This window comes from Novosphingobium sp. ST904 (assembly GCF_001298105.1).
Lineage (GTDB): Bacteria > Pseudomonadota > Alphaproteobacteria > Sphingomonadales > Sphingomonadaceae > Novosphingobium.
On sequence record NZ_LGJH01000131.1, the window covers coordinates 24,143 to 39,344 of the forward strand.

16 protein-coding genes and 2 pseudogenes are annotated in these 15,202 nt (G+C 60.9%); 6 read left to right on the plus strand and 12 right to left on the minus strand.

The genetic code is table 11. The features are described 5' to 3' along the window. Positions 1-26: 26 nt before the first annotated feature. The 5 genes and pseudogenes from ADT71_RS08370 to ADT71_RS35540 form a co-directional block, all read right to left on the minus strand. Entirely contained in the window at positions 27-737 is a 711-nt protein-coding gene (locus tag ADT71_RS08370) for a sugar phosphate isomerase/epimerase (protein WP_231635731.1), read from the minus strand. 80 nt (positions 738-817) lie between these two features. Continuing rightward, the gene (locus tag ADT71_RS08375; RefSeq protein WP_054436235.1) at positions 818-2,068 is read right to left on the minus strand and encodes an MBL fold metallo-hydrolase; all 1,251 of its coding nucleotides are present in this window, start codon (positions 2,066-2,068) and stop codon (positions 818-820) included. A 92-nt stretch (positions 2,069-2,160) separates the two neighbouring features. After that, the gene (locus tag ADT71_RS08380; RefSeq protein ID WP_054436210.1) at positions 2,161-3,450 is read right to left on the minus strand and encodes a sulfotransferase; all 1,290 of its coding nucleotides are present in this window, start codon (positions 3,448-3,450) and stop codon (positions 2,161-2,163) included. After that, on the minus strand, positions 3,447-3,782 hold the full coding sequence (locus ADT71_RS33310; protein ID WP_369818204.1) for an SDR family NAD(P)-dependent oxidoreductase: 336 nt from the start codon (positions 3,780-3,782) through the stop codon (positions 3,447-3,449). Before ADT71_RS33310 ends, ADT71_RS08380 begins: the two co-directional genes overlap by 4 nt. A gap of 125 nt (positions 3,783-3,907) precedes the next feature. Further along, positions 3,908-4,264 (minus strand): annotated as a pseudogene (locus tag ADT71_RS35540) (SDR family NAD(P)-dependent oxidoreductase); the annotation flags it as partial. 176 nt (positions 4,265-4,440) lie between these two features. On the opposite strand from ADT71_RS35540, the gene ADT71_RS08390 reads away from it, so the two are divergent. After that, complete coding sequence (locus ADT71_RS08390) at positions 4,441-5,181, plus strand: FadR/GntR family transcriptional regulator (protein WP_054436211.1); 741 nt, start codon at positions 4,441-4,443, stop codon at positions 5,179-5,181. Here the strand turns inward: ADT71_RS08390 and ADT71_RS08395 are convergent, their stop codons facing one another. The 4 genes from ADT71_RS08395 to ADT71_RS31235 form a co-directional block, all read right to left on the minus strand. Further along, positions 5,182-6,021 (minus strand): SDR family oxidoreductase, encoded by an 840-nt coding sequence (locus ADT71_RS08395; protein WP_132470040.1) that lies wholly within the window; start codon positions 6,019-6,021, stop codon positions 5,182-5,184. A gap of 24 nt (positions 6,022-6,045) precedes the next feature. Then, the gene (locus ADT71_RS08400; protein WP_054436213.1) at positions 6,046-6,585 is read right to left on the minus strand and encodes an MFS transporter; all 540 of its coding nucleotides are present in this window, start codon (positions 6,583-6,585) and stop codon (positions 6,046-6,048) included. Continuing rightward, on the minus strand, positions 6,579-7,304 hold the full coding sequence (locus tag ADT71_RS08405; protein ID WP_197282955.1) for an MFS transporter: 726 nt from the start codon (positions 7,302-7,304) through the stop codon (positions 6,579-6,581). The genes ADT71_RS08400 and ADT71_RS08405 overlap by 7 nt, the downstream gene beginning before the upstream one ends. Before the next feature lie 270 nt (positions 7,305-7,574). Continuing rightward, positions 7,575-7,931 (minus strand): hypothetical protein, encoded by a 357-nt coding sequence (locus ADT71_RS31235; RefSeq protein ID WP_156336525.1) that lies wholly within the window; start codon positions 7,929-7,931, stop codon positions 7,575-7,577. 174 nt (positions 7,932-8,105) lie between these two features. On the opposite strand from ADT71_RS31235, the gene ADT71_RS08415 reads away from it, so the two are divergent. The 3 genes from ADT71_RS08415 to ADT71_RS08425 all read left to right on the plus strand — a co-directional run bounded on the left by ADT71_RS08415 (position 8,106) and on the right by ADT71_RS08425 (position 11,595). Continuing rightward, positions 8,106-9,791: a TonB-dependent siderophore receptor gene (locus ADT71_RS08415; RefSeq protein WP_054436216.1), complete on the plus strand. Its 1,686-nt coding sequence runs from the start codon at positions 8,106-8,108 to the stop codon at positions 9,789-9,791. After that, positions 9,703-10,350, plus strand: a complete 648-nt coding sequence (locus ADT71_RS08420) for a TonB-dependent receptor domain-containing protein (protein ID WP_054436217.1) — start codon at positions 9,703-9,705, stop codon at positions 10,348-10,350. Before ADT71_RS08415 ends, ADT71_RS08420 begins: the two co-directional genes overlap by 89 nt. A 171-nt stretch (positions 10,351-10,521) precedes the next feature. After that, the gene (locus tag ADT71_RS08425; RefSeq protein ID WP_054436218.1) at positions 10,522-11,595 is read left to right on the plus strand and encodes an AraC family transcriptional regulator ligand-binding domain-containing protein; all 1,074 of its coding nucleotides are present in this window, start codon (positions 10,522-10,524) and stop codon (positions 11,593-11,595) included. Between the two features lie 70 nt (positions 11,596-11,665). Here ADT71_RS08425 and ADT71_RS33320 read toward each other — a convergent pair whose 3' ends face one another. Both ADT71_RS33320 and ADT71_RS33325 read right to left on the minus strand, forming a co-directional pair. After that, on the minus strand, positions 11,666-12,019 hold the full coding sequence (locus tag ADT71_RS33320) for a hypothetical protein (protein WP_231635734.1): 354 nt from the start codon (positions 12,017-12,019) through the stop codon (positions 11,666-11,668). Beyond that, positions 12,016-12,477, minus strand: a complete 462-nt coding sequence (locus tag ADT71_RS33325; protein WP_231635735.1) for a helix-turn-helix domain-containing protein — start codon at positions 12,475-12,477, stop codon at positions 12,016-12,018. Before ADT71_RS33325 ends, ADT71_RS33320 begins: the two co-directional genes overlap by 4 nt. 329 nt (positions 12,478-12,806) lie before the next feature. Between ADT71_RS33325 and ADT71_RS35545 the strand changes: the two are divergent. Both ADT71_RS35545 and ADT71_RS32005 read left to right on the plus strand, forming a co-directional pair. Then, positions 12,807-13,127, plus strand: a pseudogene (locus ADT71_RS35545) (hypothetical protein); the annotation flags it as partial. Then, positions 13,127-14,161: a PHB depolymerase family esterase gene (locus tag ADT71_RS32005; RefSeq protein ID WP_231635736.1), complete on the plus strand. Its 1,035-nt coding sequence runs from the start codon at positions 13,127-13,129 to the stop codon at positions 14,159-14,161. The pseudogene ADT71_RS35545 and the gene ADT71_RS32005, both read left to right, overlap by 1 nt. Positions 14,162-14,208: 47 nt before the next feature. On the opposite strand, the gene ADT71_RS08440 is transcribed toward ADT71_RS32005, so the two are convergent. Beyond that, a complete protein-coding gene (locus ADT71_RS08440; protein WP_165913352.1) occupies positions 14,209-15,198 on the minus strand; it encodes a helix-turn-helix domain-containing protein in 990 nt (329 codons plus the stop codon). Positions 15,199-15,202 lie beyond the last annotated feature (4 nt).

Genomic DNA, 15,202 nt, shown 5'->3' on the forward strand with positions numbered 1-15,202 from the left:
GCCCGTTCGCCCGGTTCTAGAGGTCCTTAGATCTTCATCGCGTAGAGTAGATCGGAGGCGGCTCTGATGCCTTCGCGAAGTTCATCTTCGTTCGTTTCAGCGGTGTAGTCCGCCGGTACGACCTCAAGGTCGAAGACGCCTTCGTAACCGGCATCGAGGATGTCGCCGAGCATGCGCTCGAGCGGCAGATCCCCTTTGCCGATGTGCGAGCGCCCACCAGCCGATGAAATCGCGATGTCGCCAATCTGCGCGAGCGCAAGGTGGGGCATCGCCCGCTTAACCGTCTCGCGCAGGCCGCGTTCGGCCCAGTTGTTTCCGAAGTCCGATACGATGCCAAGGCCGGTCACCTCGGCAATTTCGATTGCGTCGGAGAGGCTACCGCAGAAGGACACGTTGGTCCGCAGGGTCGGCTCGAACGCAGCAATGACGCCGCGCTCCTGGCCATATTTGACGGTTGGAGCAACGGCTTCGGCGAACAGGGCGAGATCTTCGTCCCAATCGCAGCTGACGGTGCGTCCGGTCGTGAAGTAGATCGAGTGGCCCTTGCGGCTCGCTACAAGATCGATCATCGCGCGGTGCACGGCGCGCGTCGCGCTCCAGGACGCAGGATCTCCGAGCTGGAAGCCTGCAGTGATCAGCGTACTGATGTGAATGCCGGCATCATCGAGAGCGTCAAGGTGACGCTCGGGATCGTCCGCCACCTTGTTCATGAGAAGTCCGGCATGCTGCACGCCCATGTCCTTCCAGAGCGCCAGTTCGCGCTCGAACGGCCACTGGAACGAGCACATCGCATCGACGGAAAGACGAGGGTGCATCATCAATTGTCTCCCGCCAGCGCTGCTTCGAGGCGCCGGATTTCACTTTCAAGCCAACGGACTTCGCTGAAGTTTTCCCGGCCCGCCGCGTCGAGGATGAGCCTCTGGGCATAGAGCTGGATTTCAAGGGCGCGGTGGTAGTGCGGCGATGCAGGGGCAATTGCCTCGGCAATGTGGAGCGCCTTTAGAGGGGCATTGTCACCGAAGTACTTGGCGGCGAGATCGAGGGCTGTCGCATCGCCGCCTGCAAGCGCAATGAGGTCAGGCAGCACCGACTGGGTCGGTACCGAATAAAGCTCGGTCGAGGATTCGTAACGGAACCACCCGAGGTGCTCCTCCCATATTGCGCGAACGATCCAAGGCACCTTGCCGTGCCCTTGCGGGATCGCCAGTTCCGCCGGGAGTTTGATCGTCTCCATCAGCTCCCAAAGCGACTTGCCGGCGTTCATCCCCTTGAACGTCTCGTCGCGCAGATACTGAGTGGCATCGCGCATCCTAGTGAGGCGACTCCGGATCTCGGCCGCCCCGCGCACTGGTTCCCCATGACCGGTGACAAGCACATTGGGATTGAGGTCGATCACCCGCTGGACGCTGTCAATGTACCACTGGACGTAACGATACCGCTCGCCGCGGACGGTATAAAGGTTCGGCACATGTCCGAAGATCGGGCCGGTCATGTTGCCGGTGAAGACGATCCTTTCTTCGGGCAGCCAGACGACCAGGGAGTCTACGGTTTCCCCGCCAGGAACCGAATAGAGTTCGAAGCGCCGGCCGCCGAGTTCGAACGCATGTCTGTCGTGGAACGTGGTCGTAAGGACCGGTTCCGGCCGTTCGGTTAATTCCTGCTTCTGGTCACGGCTCCACAGGCGGCGAGAGCGCGCGCCCATGGCCTTGCCGAGATCGCGGTACTGGGTGCGCACGAAGGGCAGGTTGGCCTGTCCGATAGTTTCGATGTCGGGCGTGTTGAATGTCGGCCAACCACCGATGTGGTCTTCGTGACTCTGGGTGAAGACGATCTTGCGGATCGGCTTGTCGGTCACCGCATCGAAGCGCCGCTTGTTCTCGGCAGCGCTGTAGATGATGCCGGTGTTTATAAGGACGCTGCCGGCAGGCGTCGTCACCAGATAGAGGTTCGAGACATCCTTCGACATGAAGATGCCGCTGCCCAGATCGACGGCATCCTGCTTGCCGGCGCCGTCGTTGATGATCTGGGCATTGAGGGGTTGATTGGCATCGCGAGTGATCGGTTGCATTTTCTTGGCTCCCGCAGTGGAAGGCATGGACAGCAGCGCGATGAAGGCGAACTCGCATCGCAAGTCCTCATGCCACCGGCTGTTCGATCGCATCATTTCACTTCCTGCTTCACCTGAAAGCGGTCGGTGTAGAATGCGAAGCGCTGGCGCAGGGCCGGGATGTCCAGATTGAAGTCGCCGGCCAAATCGTAGACCACCCGTCCGTCTTTCCCACGGGGATGGCTGTCCATGTATGCCCGCATGTCGGCAATGCTCTCGTCGTTCGACTCCAGACCGGCGAACTCAAGAACGCGCTGAGCCGTGCCGACGTCGTCGGCGATGACATCGCCGAACAGGATGTCGAGCCGCTGGCCGGCAGGGACTGTATCCATGTCGCGCAGATACGCCTTCAGCATCCGCTCGATACGATCGACCCAGTAAGCGACATGGGCCTGGATATCGGGCTGTTTCTGGTGTGCGAGCACCGAAAGCCCGCGCATCGTCAGCACCGATTGCAGCAGCGCCAGCGGATCGCGGTGGATCTGGACGATATAGGCATCCGGGTAGTTGGCAACGAGCGCCGGGATCTGCTCGCTGTGCTGATTGCCCTTGAGGATCCAGCGCCGTTCGGATGGGAACTGGAGGGCGATCGCCTTCAGCATGCGCTTGCCATAGGCGTAGTGCGGGGTCTGGTCGTGGCCGAGCAGATAGTTGCGCCACGCCGGCACTTCGGCCATCCACTCCCACTGATAGGTGGTGAAATCGGGCATTTGCAGCTCGTTCTCACCGCAGGCGTGGTCGGGCGAATGCTCGTGCATGGCCGCCATGATCGCGTTCTGCTTCATCCGGTCCCAATGGGCTGTCGAGCGGACCCAGCGCGGATCAAGGCCGTCGGGGCCGGGCGCTTCGCCGGGTGCCAGCACCGCTTCCGATCCGAGGTAGACTGGAAGATGGCGCAGGCGCCGGTCTGCGGCGATCAGGTTCTCCAGGTGCGTCGTTCCCGAGCGCGGAAGCCCGACGATGATGATCGGACGGTCGATCACCTCGGCATCGACTTCCGGATGACTGTCGAGGAACGCCTTGTTCTTGAGCCGATTGGCCGCCTGCTTGACGCACGAGGTGCGGAACTGTGCCTTGGCGAAGCGCCACAGGTTCTCGTTGGCAGCGACTTCGCCGGCAAGCATGCCGAGGCGCTCGGTGAAATCCATCGGTCCGAAGTCGCTGAGCCCGGTCTGCACTTCGGCATCGGCAAGGATACCCTCGACGCTCATGTCGAGGGGCTCGGCTTCGGCGGCTTCGAGTTCGGCGCGGCGTTCCGGTGCGAGCTTGGGATCGCGGAACTGCTCGACCCGGAAAACCTTGGTCTGGACCTGTTCGGCGTCCCTGGTGGGTGCAACGCTCATGCCCGGCGCTCCGCAGAGGTGTTGAGTTTGCCGGCATTGGCCATCCAGCCGCCGTCTACGCGGACGAGGTCGCCCGTGTGGTAGCGTGAGGCATCGCTCATGAAGTAGACGCCGATGCCTTCGAAATCGGAAGGATTGCCGAAGCGCGGGATCGGGCAGCGTTCGCGGACCTGACTGCCCAGCGGGGAATCGGGGCCCTGATCCTTGACGGTCTCGCTCTCGGTATAACCCGGGCAAACCGTGTTTGCGCGGATGCCGTACTTGCCGAGATCGACGGCGATGCCGCGAGCAAGCGCTGCCATTGCGCCCTTGGACGCGTTGTAATGCTGCATGCCAATCGATCCGGTAACGGCCGAAAGACTGGCGCAGAACAGGATCGATCCGCCCGGATGCCGGCTTCGGCGCGCGTGCGCATGTGGCGTGCCGCCTCGCGGGCGAGATAGAAGGCACCGTGCTGATTGACCGAAAGCAGGTCGTGCCATGCCTCACCGGTCATGTTGGTGAAGCAGCCCTGATTCTTCATGAGGCCGGCGTTGGCGATGGCGCCGTCGACGCGGCCCATCTCCTCGACCGCCTCTGCGAAGGCTTCGATCACGCGGGCCTCGTTGGCAACGTCCACCACTTGCGTGAAGACATGGCCGCCGAATTCGGCGAGTTCGCGGGCGGCCTCTTCGTTTCGATCCTGACGGCGGCCCCAAATGACGACATCTCCGCCGGCTCGCGCAATACCGCGCGCAAAGCCGAGGCCGATGCCTGCATTGCCGCCGGAAATCACGACGACACGGCCGCTCATGTCCCAAGGAAGACGTGACATGTCTCTCTCCAAAATGAGTCCTGATTGGTTATCGAGCACGCGATGCGCTCCGACTCTTGTCGAAATCTGTCTTAAAAAGGATACTCAAAGGCTGTCAAGCGTGGCATAGGGCTGCCGGCATCGCCCAGACGAACAGACTGGACGAAGTGACCGGTTTCGTGTTTTGAGAGTGCGGGATGAACAAGCGCAAAAGCAGAACGGCACTCGACGCCGCAGCGGACAAGTTGAGAGAGATAGTCCTTGCTCGAGAGCCAGGGACTTACATTGGCCGGGAAGAGGCCCTGATTGCCGAGCTTGGCTTTGCACGCGCAACGGTTCGGCAAGCTGCAAGGCTGGTGGAGCGCGAGGGATTCCTTACGGTTCGTCGCGGCAATTCGGGCGGCTATTTCGCCTCCCGGCCGGACTCGACGACCATAGAGTCCATTGTCAGCATGTACTTGTCGATGATGGAGGTGCCGCCGGAGGATATTACCGTCATCGCCACCGCGTTGTGGGTTGAAGCCATGCGCAAGGCGGCGCGTGCTCCCCACGATGTGATCGTGGAGAGAACGTCGGACCTTGTGGAGCGGACCCGTGCCGTTTCTGACGATGCAGGGTTCGACGAAGTCCGGGAGCTCGAGCGCGAGACGCAAGACGTCGTGTTCGGCCTTGCCGACAGCTCCTACATCAAGCTGATTTTCGATATTAACGTCGCGTTTTCGCGCAGGACTTATCAGGGCCCCGCCGCGGATGACGTCTCCAAGGAACACCGCCGGTTCGTCCGGAGCTGGCGCAATGCCCGGCTGATGGAATTCGGTGCACTGTTTCAGGGAGACCCTGAACTCGCCTCTATCGCCAGTCAGTACAGTCGCAAGGTATGGGCGCGCCGTATCCGAGCCCGCTTCCATATGAAGTCTGAGCAGGAAGAGCTCGACTGATCAGGGGTGGGTGAGTGCGGCGCTCAGCCCACCGTCAACCAGAAGGTCGGTCCCGCTGATGAACGCGGCGCGGTCCGACACGAGGAATTCCACGGCGTCTGCAATCTCGTGCATCGATCCCTCCCTTTTGAGAGGGCTTCGGGCGAACATCCGCGCCTTGTTTGGGCTTTCCGCATAGGCGCCTTTGCCCATGGGGGTGGCGATCATGCCGGGCGAAAGCGAAACGATGCGAGCCCCCCGGCGTCCCCAGTCGGCAGCAGAGGTGCGGGCGTGCGTGAGCAATCCGATCTTCGAAAGCGCGTAGGCCGCCGATGGGGTGGCGCCCTGATCGCCAAGATGCGCGGCAAGGCGAAGGGCCAGATTTGGGTTCGTCGGATCTGAAAGGATGTCGGCCGTCACACTGTCGGCGCTCGAAAGATGGGCGGCCATCGAAGCGATGAGAACCGCACAGGCACCCGGTAGCGCAAGTGGAAGGAGCTCGCGTGCGACAAGTGCCGGGCCACGCAGATTGACGTTGACGATCGCCGTAAAGTCGCCAGCAGCAATCGATAGGCCGGCGACATGGACGAGGGATCTGAAGCCACCTCGCTCGCGGATCAGATTGCCAAGTTCTGCAACCGAGGTCTCCGCCGTCACGTCGCAGTCGAGCGGCGTGGCCTCGCCGCCTTCCTCGATAAGCGCGGCCGCCTGGCGGGCGGCCAATGCCGCGTTGATGTCCGCAAGGACAATGTGATGGTTTTGCGCCAGGCGCCGCGCAACGGCCATCCCAAGGCCGCCTGCTCCCACAACGATGGCGAGCGGTAACTCACTGCGCGTTCCTGCATACTCCGAAGACATCATGCGATCCTTACCCTGAAGCACACCTCAAGCCGCAACCGGAACCTGCGCGTTCCAATCCGGATAGCCGCGCAAGCTGAAGACCAGGCCGCCGGAAATGAGGGAAATAGCGACACCAACCAACAGAAGGGGTGTGTAGCTGCCGAAGTGATCGTACGATGCACCCGCGGCCAGCGGGCCGATGGCCGATGCAAGCGCAATGACGCTGGTCATGAAGCCGAAGATCGTCCCGTAATTACGCATGCCGGCATATCTCGCCGTGAGGTAGCTGCAGAGCTGGATCTTGGTGCCCGCCGCATATCCGCTGATCATGATGCCGATCACGATGGTCACCGGCGTTGCGATCCCCGACATCAGCAGGGGCCAGCCCACGGCGGTGGAGGCAAGTGTGACACCGCCTACGACCCGGGCATGATACCGGTCGATCAATGTCCCCGAGATTAGCTTACCCATGACGCCCGCGACGCCGGAAAGGCTTACCAGCCAGGCAGCCTGGGTCCGGCTCATGCCCGCTTCGACGAGGATCGGAAACTGGTGCACAACCACGGCTATCGTGACGGTCAGCACCAGGAATGTCGCAGCTGCGACCTTCCAGAGGGAAACGTCTCGCCAGGCTTCGCTGATGCCAAGGCAGGTAGGCTGACGGGAGCGGAGCTGGCGGAGGCGGCTTGAACCATCCGCTGACGGGCCCGGTCCCGCAGGTCGAATAGAAACAGTACGGAAAGCAAAAGAGCAAATCCGCCCCATCCGAGACCGAGAACCACGTAGGCGGTACGCCATCCGAACATTTCAATGAGATAGTTGGAAAGCGGCGGTGCCACGACTTGCGCGAGAGCCGTGCCGGACATCGTCACTCCGAGGGCCAGCCCCTTGCCAACTCTGAACACGCTGGCAATCGCAGTGGACCACAGGGTCGATTGAACCAGAAGCGCTACGACGCCCCAGACAATCCAGAGACCCAGCCACTGGGTTAGAGAGCCGTTGGCCTGCGAAAAGGCCGCGATCGCTATGCTGGTCAGGACAAGCCCGGGCAAGGCCAGCCGACGTGATCCGTGACGGTCGATCAGAATGCCGATGAATGGCGAGCACAAGATCGACAGCATCGAGGCAATAGCCATGCCCAGTGAAAGTTCGGTGCGGCCCCAGTGGAACTCGCTGCCGAGAGGATCCATGAAGACCCCGGCGGCTGCAGTCATGAATGACATGAACGAAAAACCGATGCAGGCCGCAAGCACCATCGGCCAATAGCGACGCCATTCCGCGCGCGCTGTTTCAAGCTGCTCCAAGTCCAGCTCTCCCATTTTTAAGCGCCGCTTCGTGCGGTCGTCTGTCCGCAAGGTTGTGCGGCATAGATGGGGCGGAGTCTACTGCAAAAGGGCACTGTTTTAGATGGAAGTGCTGCTCTTCGCTCGGGCGTTACGGCAGCGCTTTGTCGGACAGGTATGGCGCCGAGGCGTGCAAAAGCAACGATGTGGGTTGAGATTCATCGCAGACTCGATCAGTTTGCCGGTTGCGTCATCGAGGCTTCCTGTCGACTACTTTGCGGAGTTATCGATTTAGAGTGTCCTAAATAAATCGAGACGCAGGGAGAGAGAGTTGATGTTGCCTACCAGTTTGCGCGCGCGCAGGTTTACCCTCGCGGCAGGTGTCGCGGCGGTATCGCTGCTGCCGGCATGCGCCTTCGCCCAGGAAGACGATGCGCAGCCAAAGGCCTCCGGCGACAATGAGATCGTCGTGACCGGTACTCTGATTCGCGGAATCGCGCCGGCTGGCTCGAACGTCGTCGGAATTACGGAAGAACAGTCGAAGGTATCCGGCGGTACGTCGACGAACGAGGTGCTCGCCAGCCTGCCGCAAGTCTCGAACTTCTTCGGCATCGTGCCGGCCGGCGTCTCTCCGGTTTCAGGCGCCAATGCTAGCAATCCCATTGCGCGCCCGAACCTTCGCGCACTTCCCGCTGCGAACACCAGCGGCGGTGCCCAGACCCTGGTGCTGATCGACGGCCATCGCGTGGTAGTGCCGGCACCCAGCAACTCGCGGTCGATCCGGACATCATTCCGCCTGCAGCGGTCGAGCGCGTCGAAGCGATGCTCGACGGGGGATCGGCGGTCTATGGTTCGGATGCTCTTGGCGGCGTGCTCAACTTCATGACCCGCAAGACCTATGATGGCATCAAGATCGACGCCCGCGTCGGCATCGGCGACGATTACACCTCCTACGACACCGGCTTTATCGCGGGCAAGAAGTGGGACGGAGGTGGGCTCTACGTGGCCTACAATTTCTCCAAGCACGACGCGATCTTCGGATCCGATCGCAAGTGGGTGAAGCGGATCGACTGGAACACCGGCGTGCCCGTCGGGCGCAACTGCGCCAATCCGACAGTTTCGGTCGGAAGCAACACGTATCTGGTCTCGGGCAACAGCCTTGTCGCCGGCGGTCCCAATACCTGCGACCCCTCGGATGACACCGCGATCTATCCCGCGGCGGAACTGCATAGCGCGATGGCGCGCTTCACTCAGGACCTGGGCAGCTCGCTCAGCGTCGACATCACCGCGCTCTACGCCAATCGGCAGACTCGTGGGAACGGCGGTGCTCTGGGAACCCTGGGCAACACGACCGGTACGGTCACGATCAGCCCGTCCAATCCCAACTATATCAGCACTGGCGGTGCCGATGCGGGCAAGACGCAGACGGTGCGCTTCAACTATGCCTCGGTCGATGGCGATCGCTCGCAGACCCAGAAGACCGATCTGGAGACCTGGAGCATCTCGCCCTCGCTGACTTATGACATGGGTTCGGGGTGGCAGTCGCGCGCGCTGTTCAGCTATGGCAACAGCCGCGTTTCCTACCGGAACAACCTGATCGACCCGGTCGCACAAGCGGCAGCGCTCGCAAACGGCACGCTCAATCCGTACGATCTGGCAGCGACCGATCCCGCCGTACTCTCGAACATCCTCGACGGATACGAGCAGGGCTACGGCCGAAACGAGCTGTTCAACTATCGCTTCATCGTCGACGGCCCGCTCTTCAAGCTTCCCGGCGGCGATCTGCGAGCCGCGCTCGGCGCTGAATACATGCGCGACATCTTCCAGCGCCAGACCACCGACGCAAGCCTGAGGTGGCTGCCGCGCGACGATTACACACAAACGGTGAAATCGCTGTTCGGTGAGCTTCAGGCACCGATCGTGACGGGAGGCGGGGCGGGCCTTACCGAGCTCATTCTCTCGACCTCGGCGCGCTACGACAAGTACAACGACTTCGGCGACACCTTCAATCCGAAGTTCGCGCTGACCTACAAGCCCATCGACTGGATCTCGATCCGTGCAAACTGGGGCAAGTCGTTTACGGCGCCGTCGCCGGTCGATCAGCTCGGTCCGCAGTCCGCGACGGCCACACTCATTCCCGGCCAATATCTGGCGCCGCCGCCGGGATATTCGTTCGCGACCGGCGAAACCGGCGTCTATCTCGGTAACGGTTCGGTCACCGGCCTTACGCCGCAGAAGGCCAAGAGCTGGTCAATTGGCGCGACAATCGAGCCGCCCGTGGTCGATGGCCTGACGCTCAGCGCGTCCTACTACGTCATCAATCTCAACGGGACGATCGGCCGGCCGGTGACGAACGGGGCTCACCGACTTCTACAACAATTTCCCGAACCTGTGGACCTACAGGCCCACGGGCCAGCAGTTGGCCCAGATCCTCGCCGGCCTTGCCAATCCGAACAACATCGGGTTCACGCTGCTCAATCCGACATCGACGGATCAGGCTCTGGTTAGTGTCGGGGGTAGCGGCGCGACGCCGGTCGGCGTTGCGCTGGATACTCTGGTCCGGAACCTCGGCAAGACCGACCTCAGCGGCATAGACTTCGACGCCAGCTACGTTCTCGACACCAGCTTTGCCTCATTCGATGCGCGCATTGCCGGCAATATCCGCCTCAAGCAGGACACCAAGGCCAGCCCGATCGCGGCTCTCGTAGACGATCTGATGTACGGCCAGCCCAAGACCAAGTTTACAGCTTCGGTCGGCGCGACGATCGACAAGCTGCGAGCGCAGGCCACGCTCTACCATGTCTCGGGCTTCGAACGGGCTGACCAAGGTCAGGCATCAGCGTTCGGTCAGACCCGCATCGGCGCTTTCGATACGGTCGATCTCTACTTCCGCTACACTTTCTCGGGAACGGGGATCACCGACGGGCTAGCGCTTTCGCTGAACGTCAAGAACGTGCTCAATGCCGTTCCGCCGGTCTACAAGAACGTTGGGCAGAACGGCTACGATCCGAGTAACGCGTTCACGCTCGGGCGCGTCTTCCAGCTCGGTGTTGAAAAAGCCTTCTAAACAGTGGGTGCTCCCCGGCAAAGCGGCGAACCCCGCCGCTTTGCCGGGGCTCCTTTTGCAATCGCAGTCGCGGTTTGGAGCAGGAGTTGAGTTGCCGGAAAACAGAGGGTGTTCAATCCGACCTGCACTCATGAGAAGGTGCCCTCTTGAGCAAGCGGACGCTAGCAGCACATGAACCATCAGGCTCAAGATACGGTCGCGCAATGGATGGCGGAATCGGCCTCGCAGATGATCCAGGCGCGAATATTGCGGCATTTGCCCGAGCTGATCCGGGAACTCGGCGGCCATCCGGATGCCGCCCTGAAGGCTTTCGATCTGGATTGTGAAATCTGCGAGATCGAGGGTGCAGTGAGCTGCCGGCAGTGGGTCGGGGTTCTCGACCGAGCTGCAGCCCAGCTCAAGATTGATGACCTCGGAATGCGGCTCGCCGAGCGCCAAGGCGGTACGGCCCTGTTTGGGCCCCTCGGGAACGTCATGCGAAACTGCCGTAATTTCGGCGAGTCGCTGACTTACGCTGCGACCCACAATGCAGCGCACAGCCTCGGTACCCGCGTCTGGATGGGGCGAACCATGTCCGGACAATCGGTATTTATGGGACACGAACTTCTCGCAGAGGCCATTTCAAGCAGAAGTCAGGCGATTGAGCATGCCCTCCTCGCGGGCCATCTGGCCGCGCGCTCGATGACGGGCGGACATGTCGGCGCCCGCCGTGTGCATTTTCGCCACAAGGCGATATCACGGCCGTCGGTCTATCGACGATACTTCCAGTGCGATGTTCGGTTCTGTTGCAATGAAGACGGGGTCGCGTTCGCCGCCGAAGACCTGCTGAGACCGATCTTCGATCCTGACAAAGTTTCGCTGACCGAACTCATCGAACGCATCGAAAGGGAATATGGCACACAGAGACCTGCTTTCCAGGCACTGGTCCGCAGCGTTGTCATGCAGCTCCTCTGGACGGGCAACAGTGCCGTCGAGGACGTTTCGCATGTGCTCGACCTCCACAGCCGGGCGCTCCATAGGCGGCTCCAGGCGGAGCATTGCACCTTTCAGACCATCAAGGATGAGGTTCGTCGCGACGTCCTCATGTACTACCTGCGATATACAGCGCTCCCCCTTGGCCGTATCTCGGAGAAGTTGGGGTTCTCCGAACAGTCCGCGATGTCGCGCTTTGCAAGAACCCACCTAAACGCTACGCCGAGGCAATTGCGCCAGAGCAGCGGTCAGCCCGACGCATTTTTGTCCTGAAACTCAGACGCGCGAAGTCAGCTCCGGCTTCAAGTCCACCATTGCGGTTGTGCAGCAATAGGCGCTCAATTCACGCGGCGCAGGAGAGGATGTCGAGGAATATCGGCGGTTCCGGGTCCGGCAGGCACGTACGCATTGCCTTGCTCACCATTTCGAAAAGGGCAGGGGTACTGACGAAATCGTCCTTCCCATAAACCAGGCTGATTGCCATGGGTCTTCCGTTGGGCTGACGAGGGACGAGTACGGAAAACCCCCTCGTGTCGGTGTTGAAGCCGACCGGCCCGATCACATACCGCGTGTCGCGGCATTCGGTTATGCGGTTCATCAATTCGGCAACCTGGAACTTTCCGGTATCTGGCGCCTCGGCGTTCAGCCGACGCAACATGGCTTCCACCCTGCGCGGCTCGAAGGTCGAGAGCATCATCCAGCCGGCGGCGCTGTGATGAATGGGATCTTTGATCCGCCCGACAATTCCCGGGTGCATGCAAGGCCGGTCGGGCCGTGACGCCATTGGACAATCTGACTGTCGAGCCCGACCATGGAGGTAAGGGCCACCGAATATCCGGTCTGTTCGCTCAGAACGTCGATGAGGCGCACGATTCTGCCGTCCCGCACGAATGGGGGCTGACCGAACGTGCCAATCATGGCAGCGCGAGGTGTAGGGTGATAAGTTCGTGACGCATGGTCCTTTCGCAACAGGCCGAGCTCGACCATTGAGACAAGGAGTTCCGATGTGCTTGATTGAGGGCGGTCATAGCGACGGGCGATATCCATGACAGTCGCCTGCTGATGATTGTCATCGAAGTATTCAAGCACTTCGATCAGCCTGCGAGCGATCTTGGATTTGTTCGATATGTGCGTTGACGATGCTTTCTCGGGCACGGAACTCTCCTCTCGATCGGCTTTGGGCGCCATCCCGCTTTTGGGGGCGTGGCGACTACCCGTGCCGACTCATTTCTCGCGAAACGTATCATTCTCCGGCGATCACCAGCAAGCTAAATAGTGCCCTATTATGGGGCTCAGACTTAGTAACCTGATTGCCAAGGGGCGAGTGCCTGAAGCATCGGCAGGCATACGGAAAACGTCGAAATCTGCGGGCAATCCTGGGGTGCTGATAAGGTGGGCCGTCGCGTTCCGAGGTTACGCGTTTCGCATGATCCTTGAAAGCAATTGCAGACTGCTCGATTTAGGTCCCTGAAAGGAAATGCGTCATGACCTGCCGTCGCTCATTCATTTCCAGTGCCGCAGGAGCGACAGTCCTGATCTCGGCCAAGGGGCTGTCCTTGGCAGCAAGTGGGTCGATACCAATCGTCACTGCCATCACACGTGTCTATGGTGATGGCGTCCGGCTGATCGCGCTCGCTGTACGTTATGGCGTCCCGATCGTCGGGAAGGGCCTTACTACCGGGTCGTTCAAGGTCGAAGGCAGGACTGTAGTCGACGTTTTTCCGAGCCCTTCTGCAGATCCCGATCAACGCTCCGAGACGGGGCCATTTTTGATTATCGCCCTTTCGGCCGACGACCCTGGCGCGTGCTTGCGCAAAAAGTCGGCAGCACAAACGATGGCTCCAACGGCCAAACGGGATCGGGTGGCGGTCCCGGCGGGAAGGGCGGACCAGGAAAAGCGGGCGATATCCCTCCATACGACACGATCTACAGCGCTCCCAGCGCCGCACTTGAGCAGGTCGGGGAAGTGCACTTGGCTGATGGTCGCTCGGTAGCGCCTTCAACCGTCCCGATCGCCGTTTCCAAGGTCGCGAACCTCGTTGTCGACAGCTTCCGGCAACTCACATTCGAAGACAGGAAAACCGGCAGAACTCTGCCCTACAACCTGTTCGTGCCCCGCGACTATGACGGCACCAAGGCCTATCCACTGGTTCTTTTCATGCACGATGCGGGGGCGACCAGCGATGTCGTGCGAACAACGCTGCTTCAGGGTCTGGGCGCTGTCTGCTGGGCGGAATCCGCAGATCAGGCGAAACGGCCGTGTTTCGTTCTCGCACCCCAATTTCCAGAAATCATCGCCGACGATGATTCCCATACCTCCAATGCGCTCGATACAACGATCGACCTCATCAAGTCGCTGGCGCGGGAATACAGGATCGATCAAGCCCGGCTTTACGCGACCGGACAGTCGGGCGGGTGCATGATGTCCATCGCCATGAATATCAAGTATCCGGACTTCTTTGCGGCATCGTTCCTGGTGGCCGGACAATGGGATGCTTCGCTCGTCGCTCCCCTGGCGTCCAAGAAGTTATGGATTCTTGTTTCGCAGGACGACGACAAGGCATTTCCGGGGCAGAATGCGATCGTCAAAGCCCTTGAGAACCATGGTGCTCGGGCGAGTTTGGCAACTTGGGACGGGAGGTGGACTGCTGCGGAATTCCGGGAGGCGTTCGATTCGATCGACTCTGAGCGCAACCCCATCAACTACATCTCTTTCACCAAAGGCACCGTGATACCGAAAGGAGAGACGACCGCAGGCGCGAGCGGGCACCGAAATACGTGGAGAATTGCCTATTCGATCGAACCGATCCGTGAGTGGATCTTTCGACAGAGGCTTTGAACTGCGCCGACCTCCCGGGCGAGGCGGCTGGTCGGCAAGCGATGGGCTCAATGTTTGCCTTGGCCGTTTCCAAACCCTCGGGGATCCCGGTGGCTGACCTGCGAACCAACGGAGATGTTCCGTCCGCGCATTCGGAAACTTCGAGGCGAGAGCCCACATTGGCGGCGAAACGCGGTTGAGAATGCGGCCGGATTTGAAAAGCCTATACTTCGAGCGATCTCGGCAATCGGAGCGCAAGAAGAGATCAGCATTTCCTTGGCGCGATCCAGGCTGACTTGCTGGACGTAGTCACCGATCGTGCGACCGGTTTCAGCGTGGAAGGCACGAACCAGATGACGGGGGCTCAACTGACAAAGGGTCGCCAGTTCGGATAGCGAAGGAGCGGCGTCCCCCAAATGCACCCGTTCTTCGATTATTCTGAGATTGCGTGACGAGAGCCCGCCTTTGCGAAGCGCAGGCGATGTGGCGAGACGCAGGGCTCTGGCCGTTTCCACGATGAGGCTGAGGCACAGGCTGTCCAGGAGGACAGCCGAAGCGAAGCCGGGAGAGAGTACCTCGCGTTCAATGCGAGCCAAGAGGCCGCGCAGGCTTTCGCCCTCGAGGTTGGTGCAATGGGATAGTCCGCCAGAAAGGGCGATATCAATATCGGCATCATTGACGAGCCTTGCCTCAACGACCACGCACAGCGACTTCTGCCTTCCGCATCCTCCCTCTCCGGCATAGTGGTGCCCTGCGGGTGCGAACAGTATCGGCCCGACTGACCGTTGCTCGCCGCCGTCTTCGATGAACCCGCCTAATGCTCCTTTGGGCCTCCGGTTAAGCGTCATGTCGAAGTAATGCAGGGATGAGGAATGCCATGTGCCGCTGACCGGCGCGGCCCGCTCGTAATCCACGATCAGCGCCGCACTCGCAGAACCCACAAGTTGCCTCTCCTCGAACACGTTCCCCGACGGATAGACCGCCCCGATCAGACCGAGGGAAGCGCGCACATGTGCGGCTTTGTTGATCTGAGACGGGTTGAATATACGTTCAGCCAAGGCT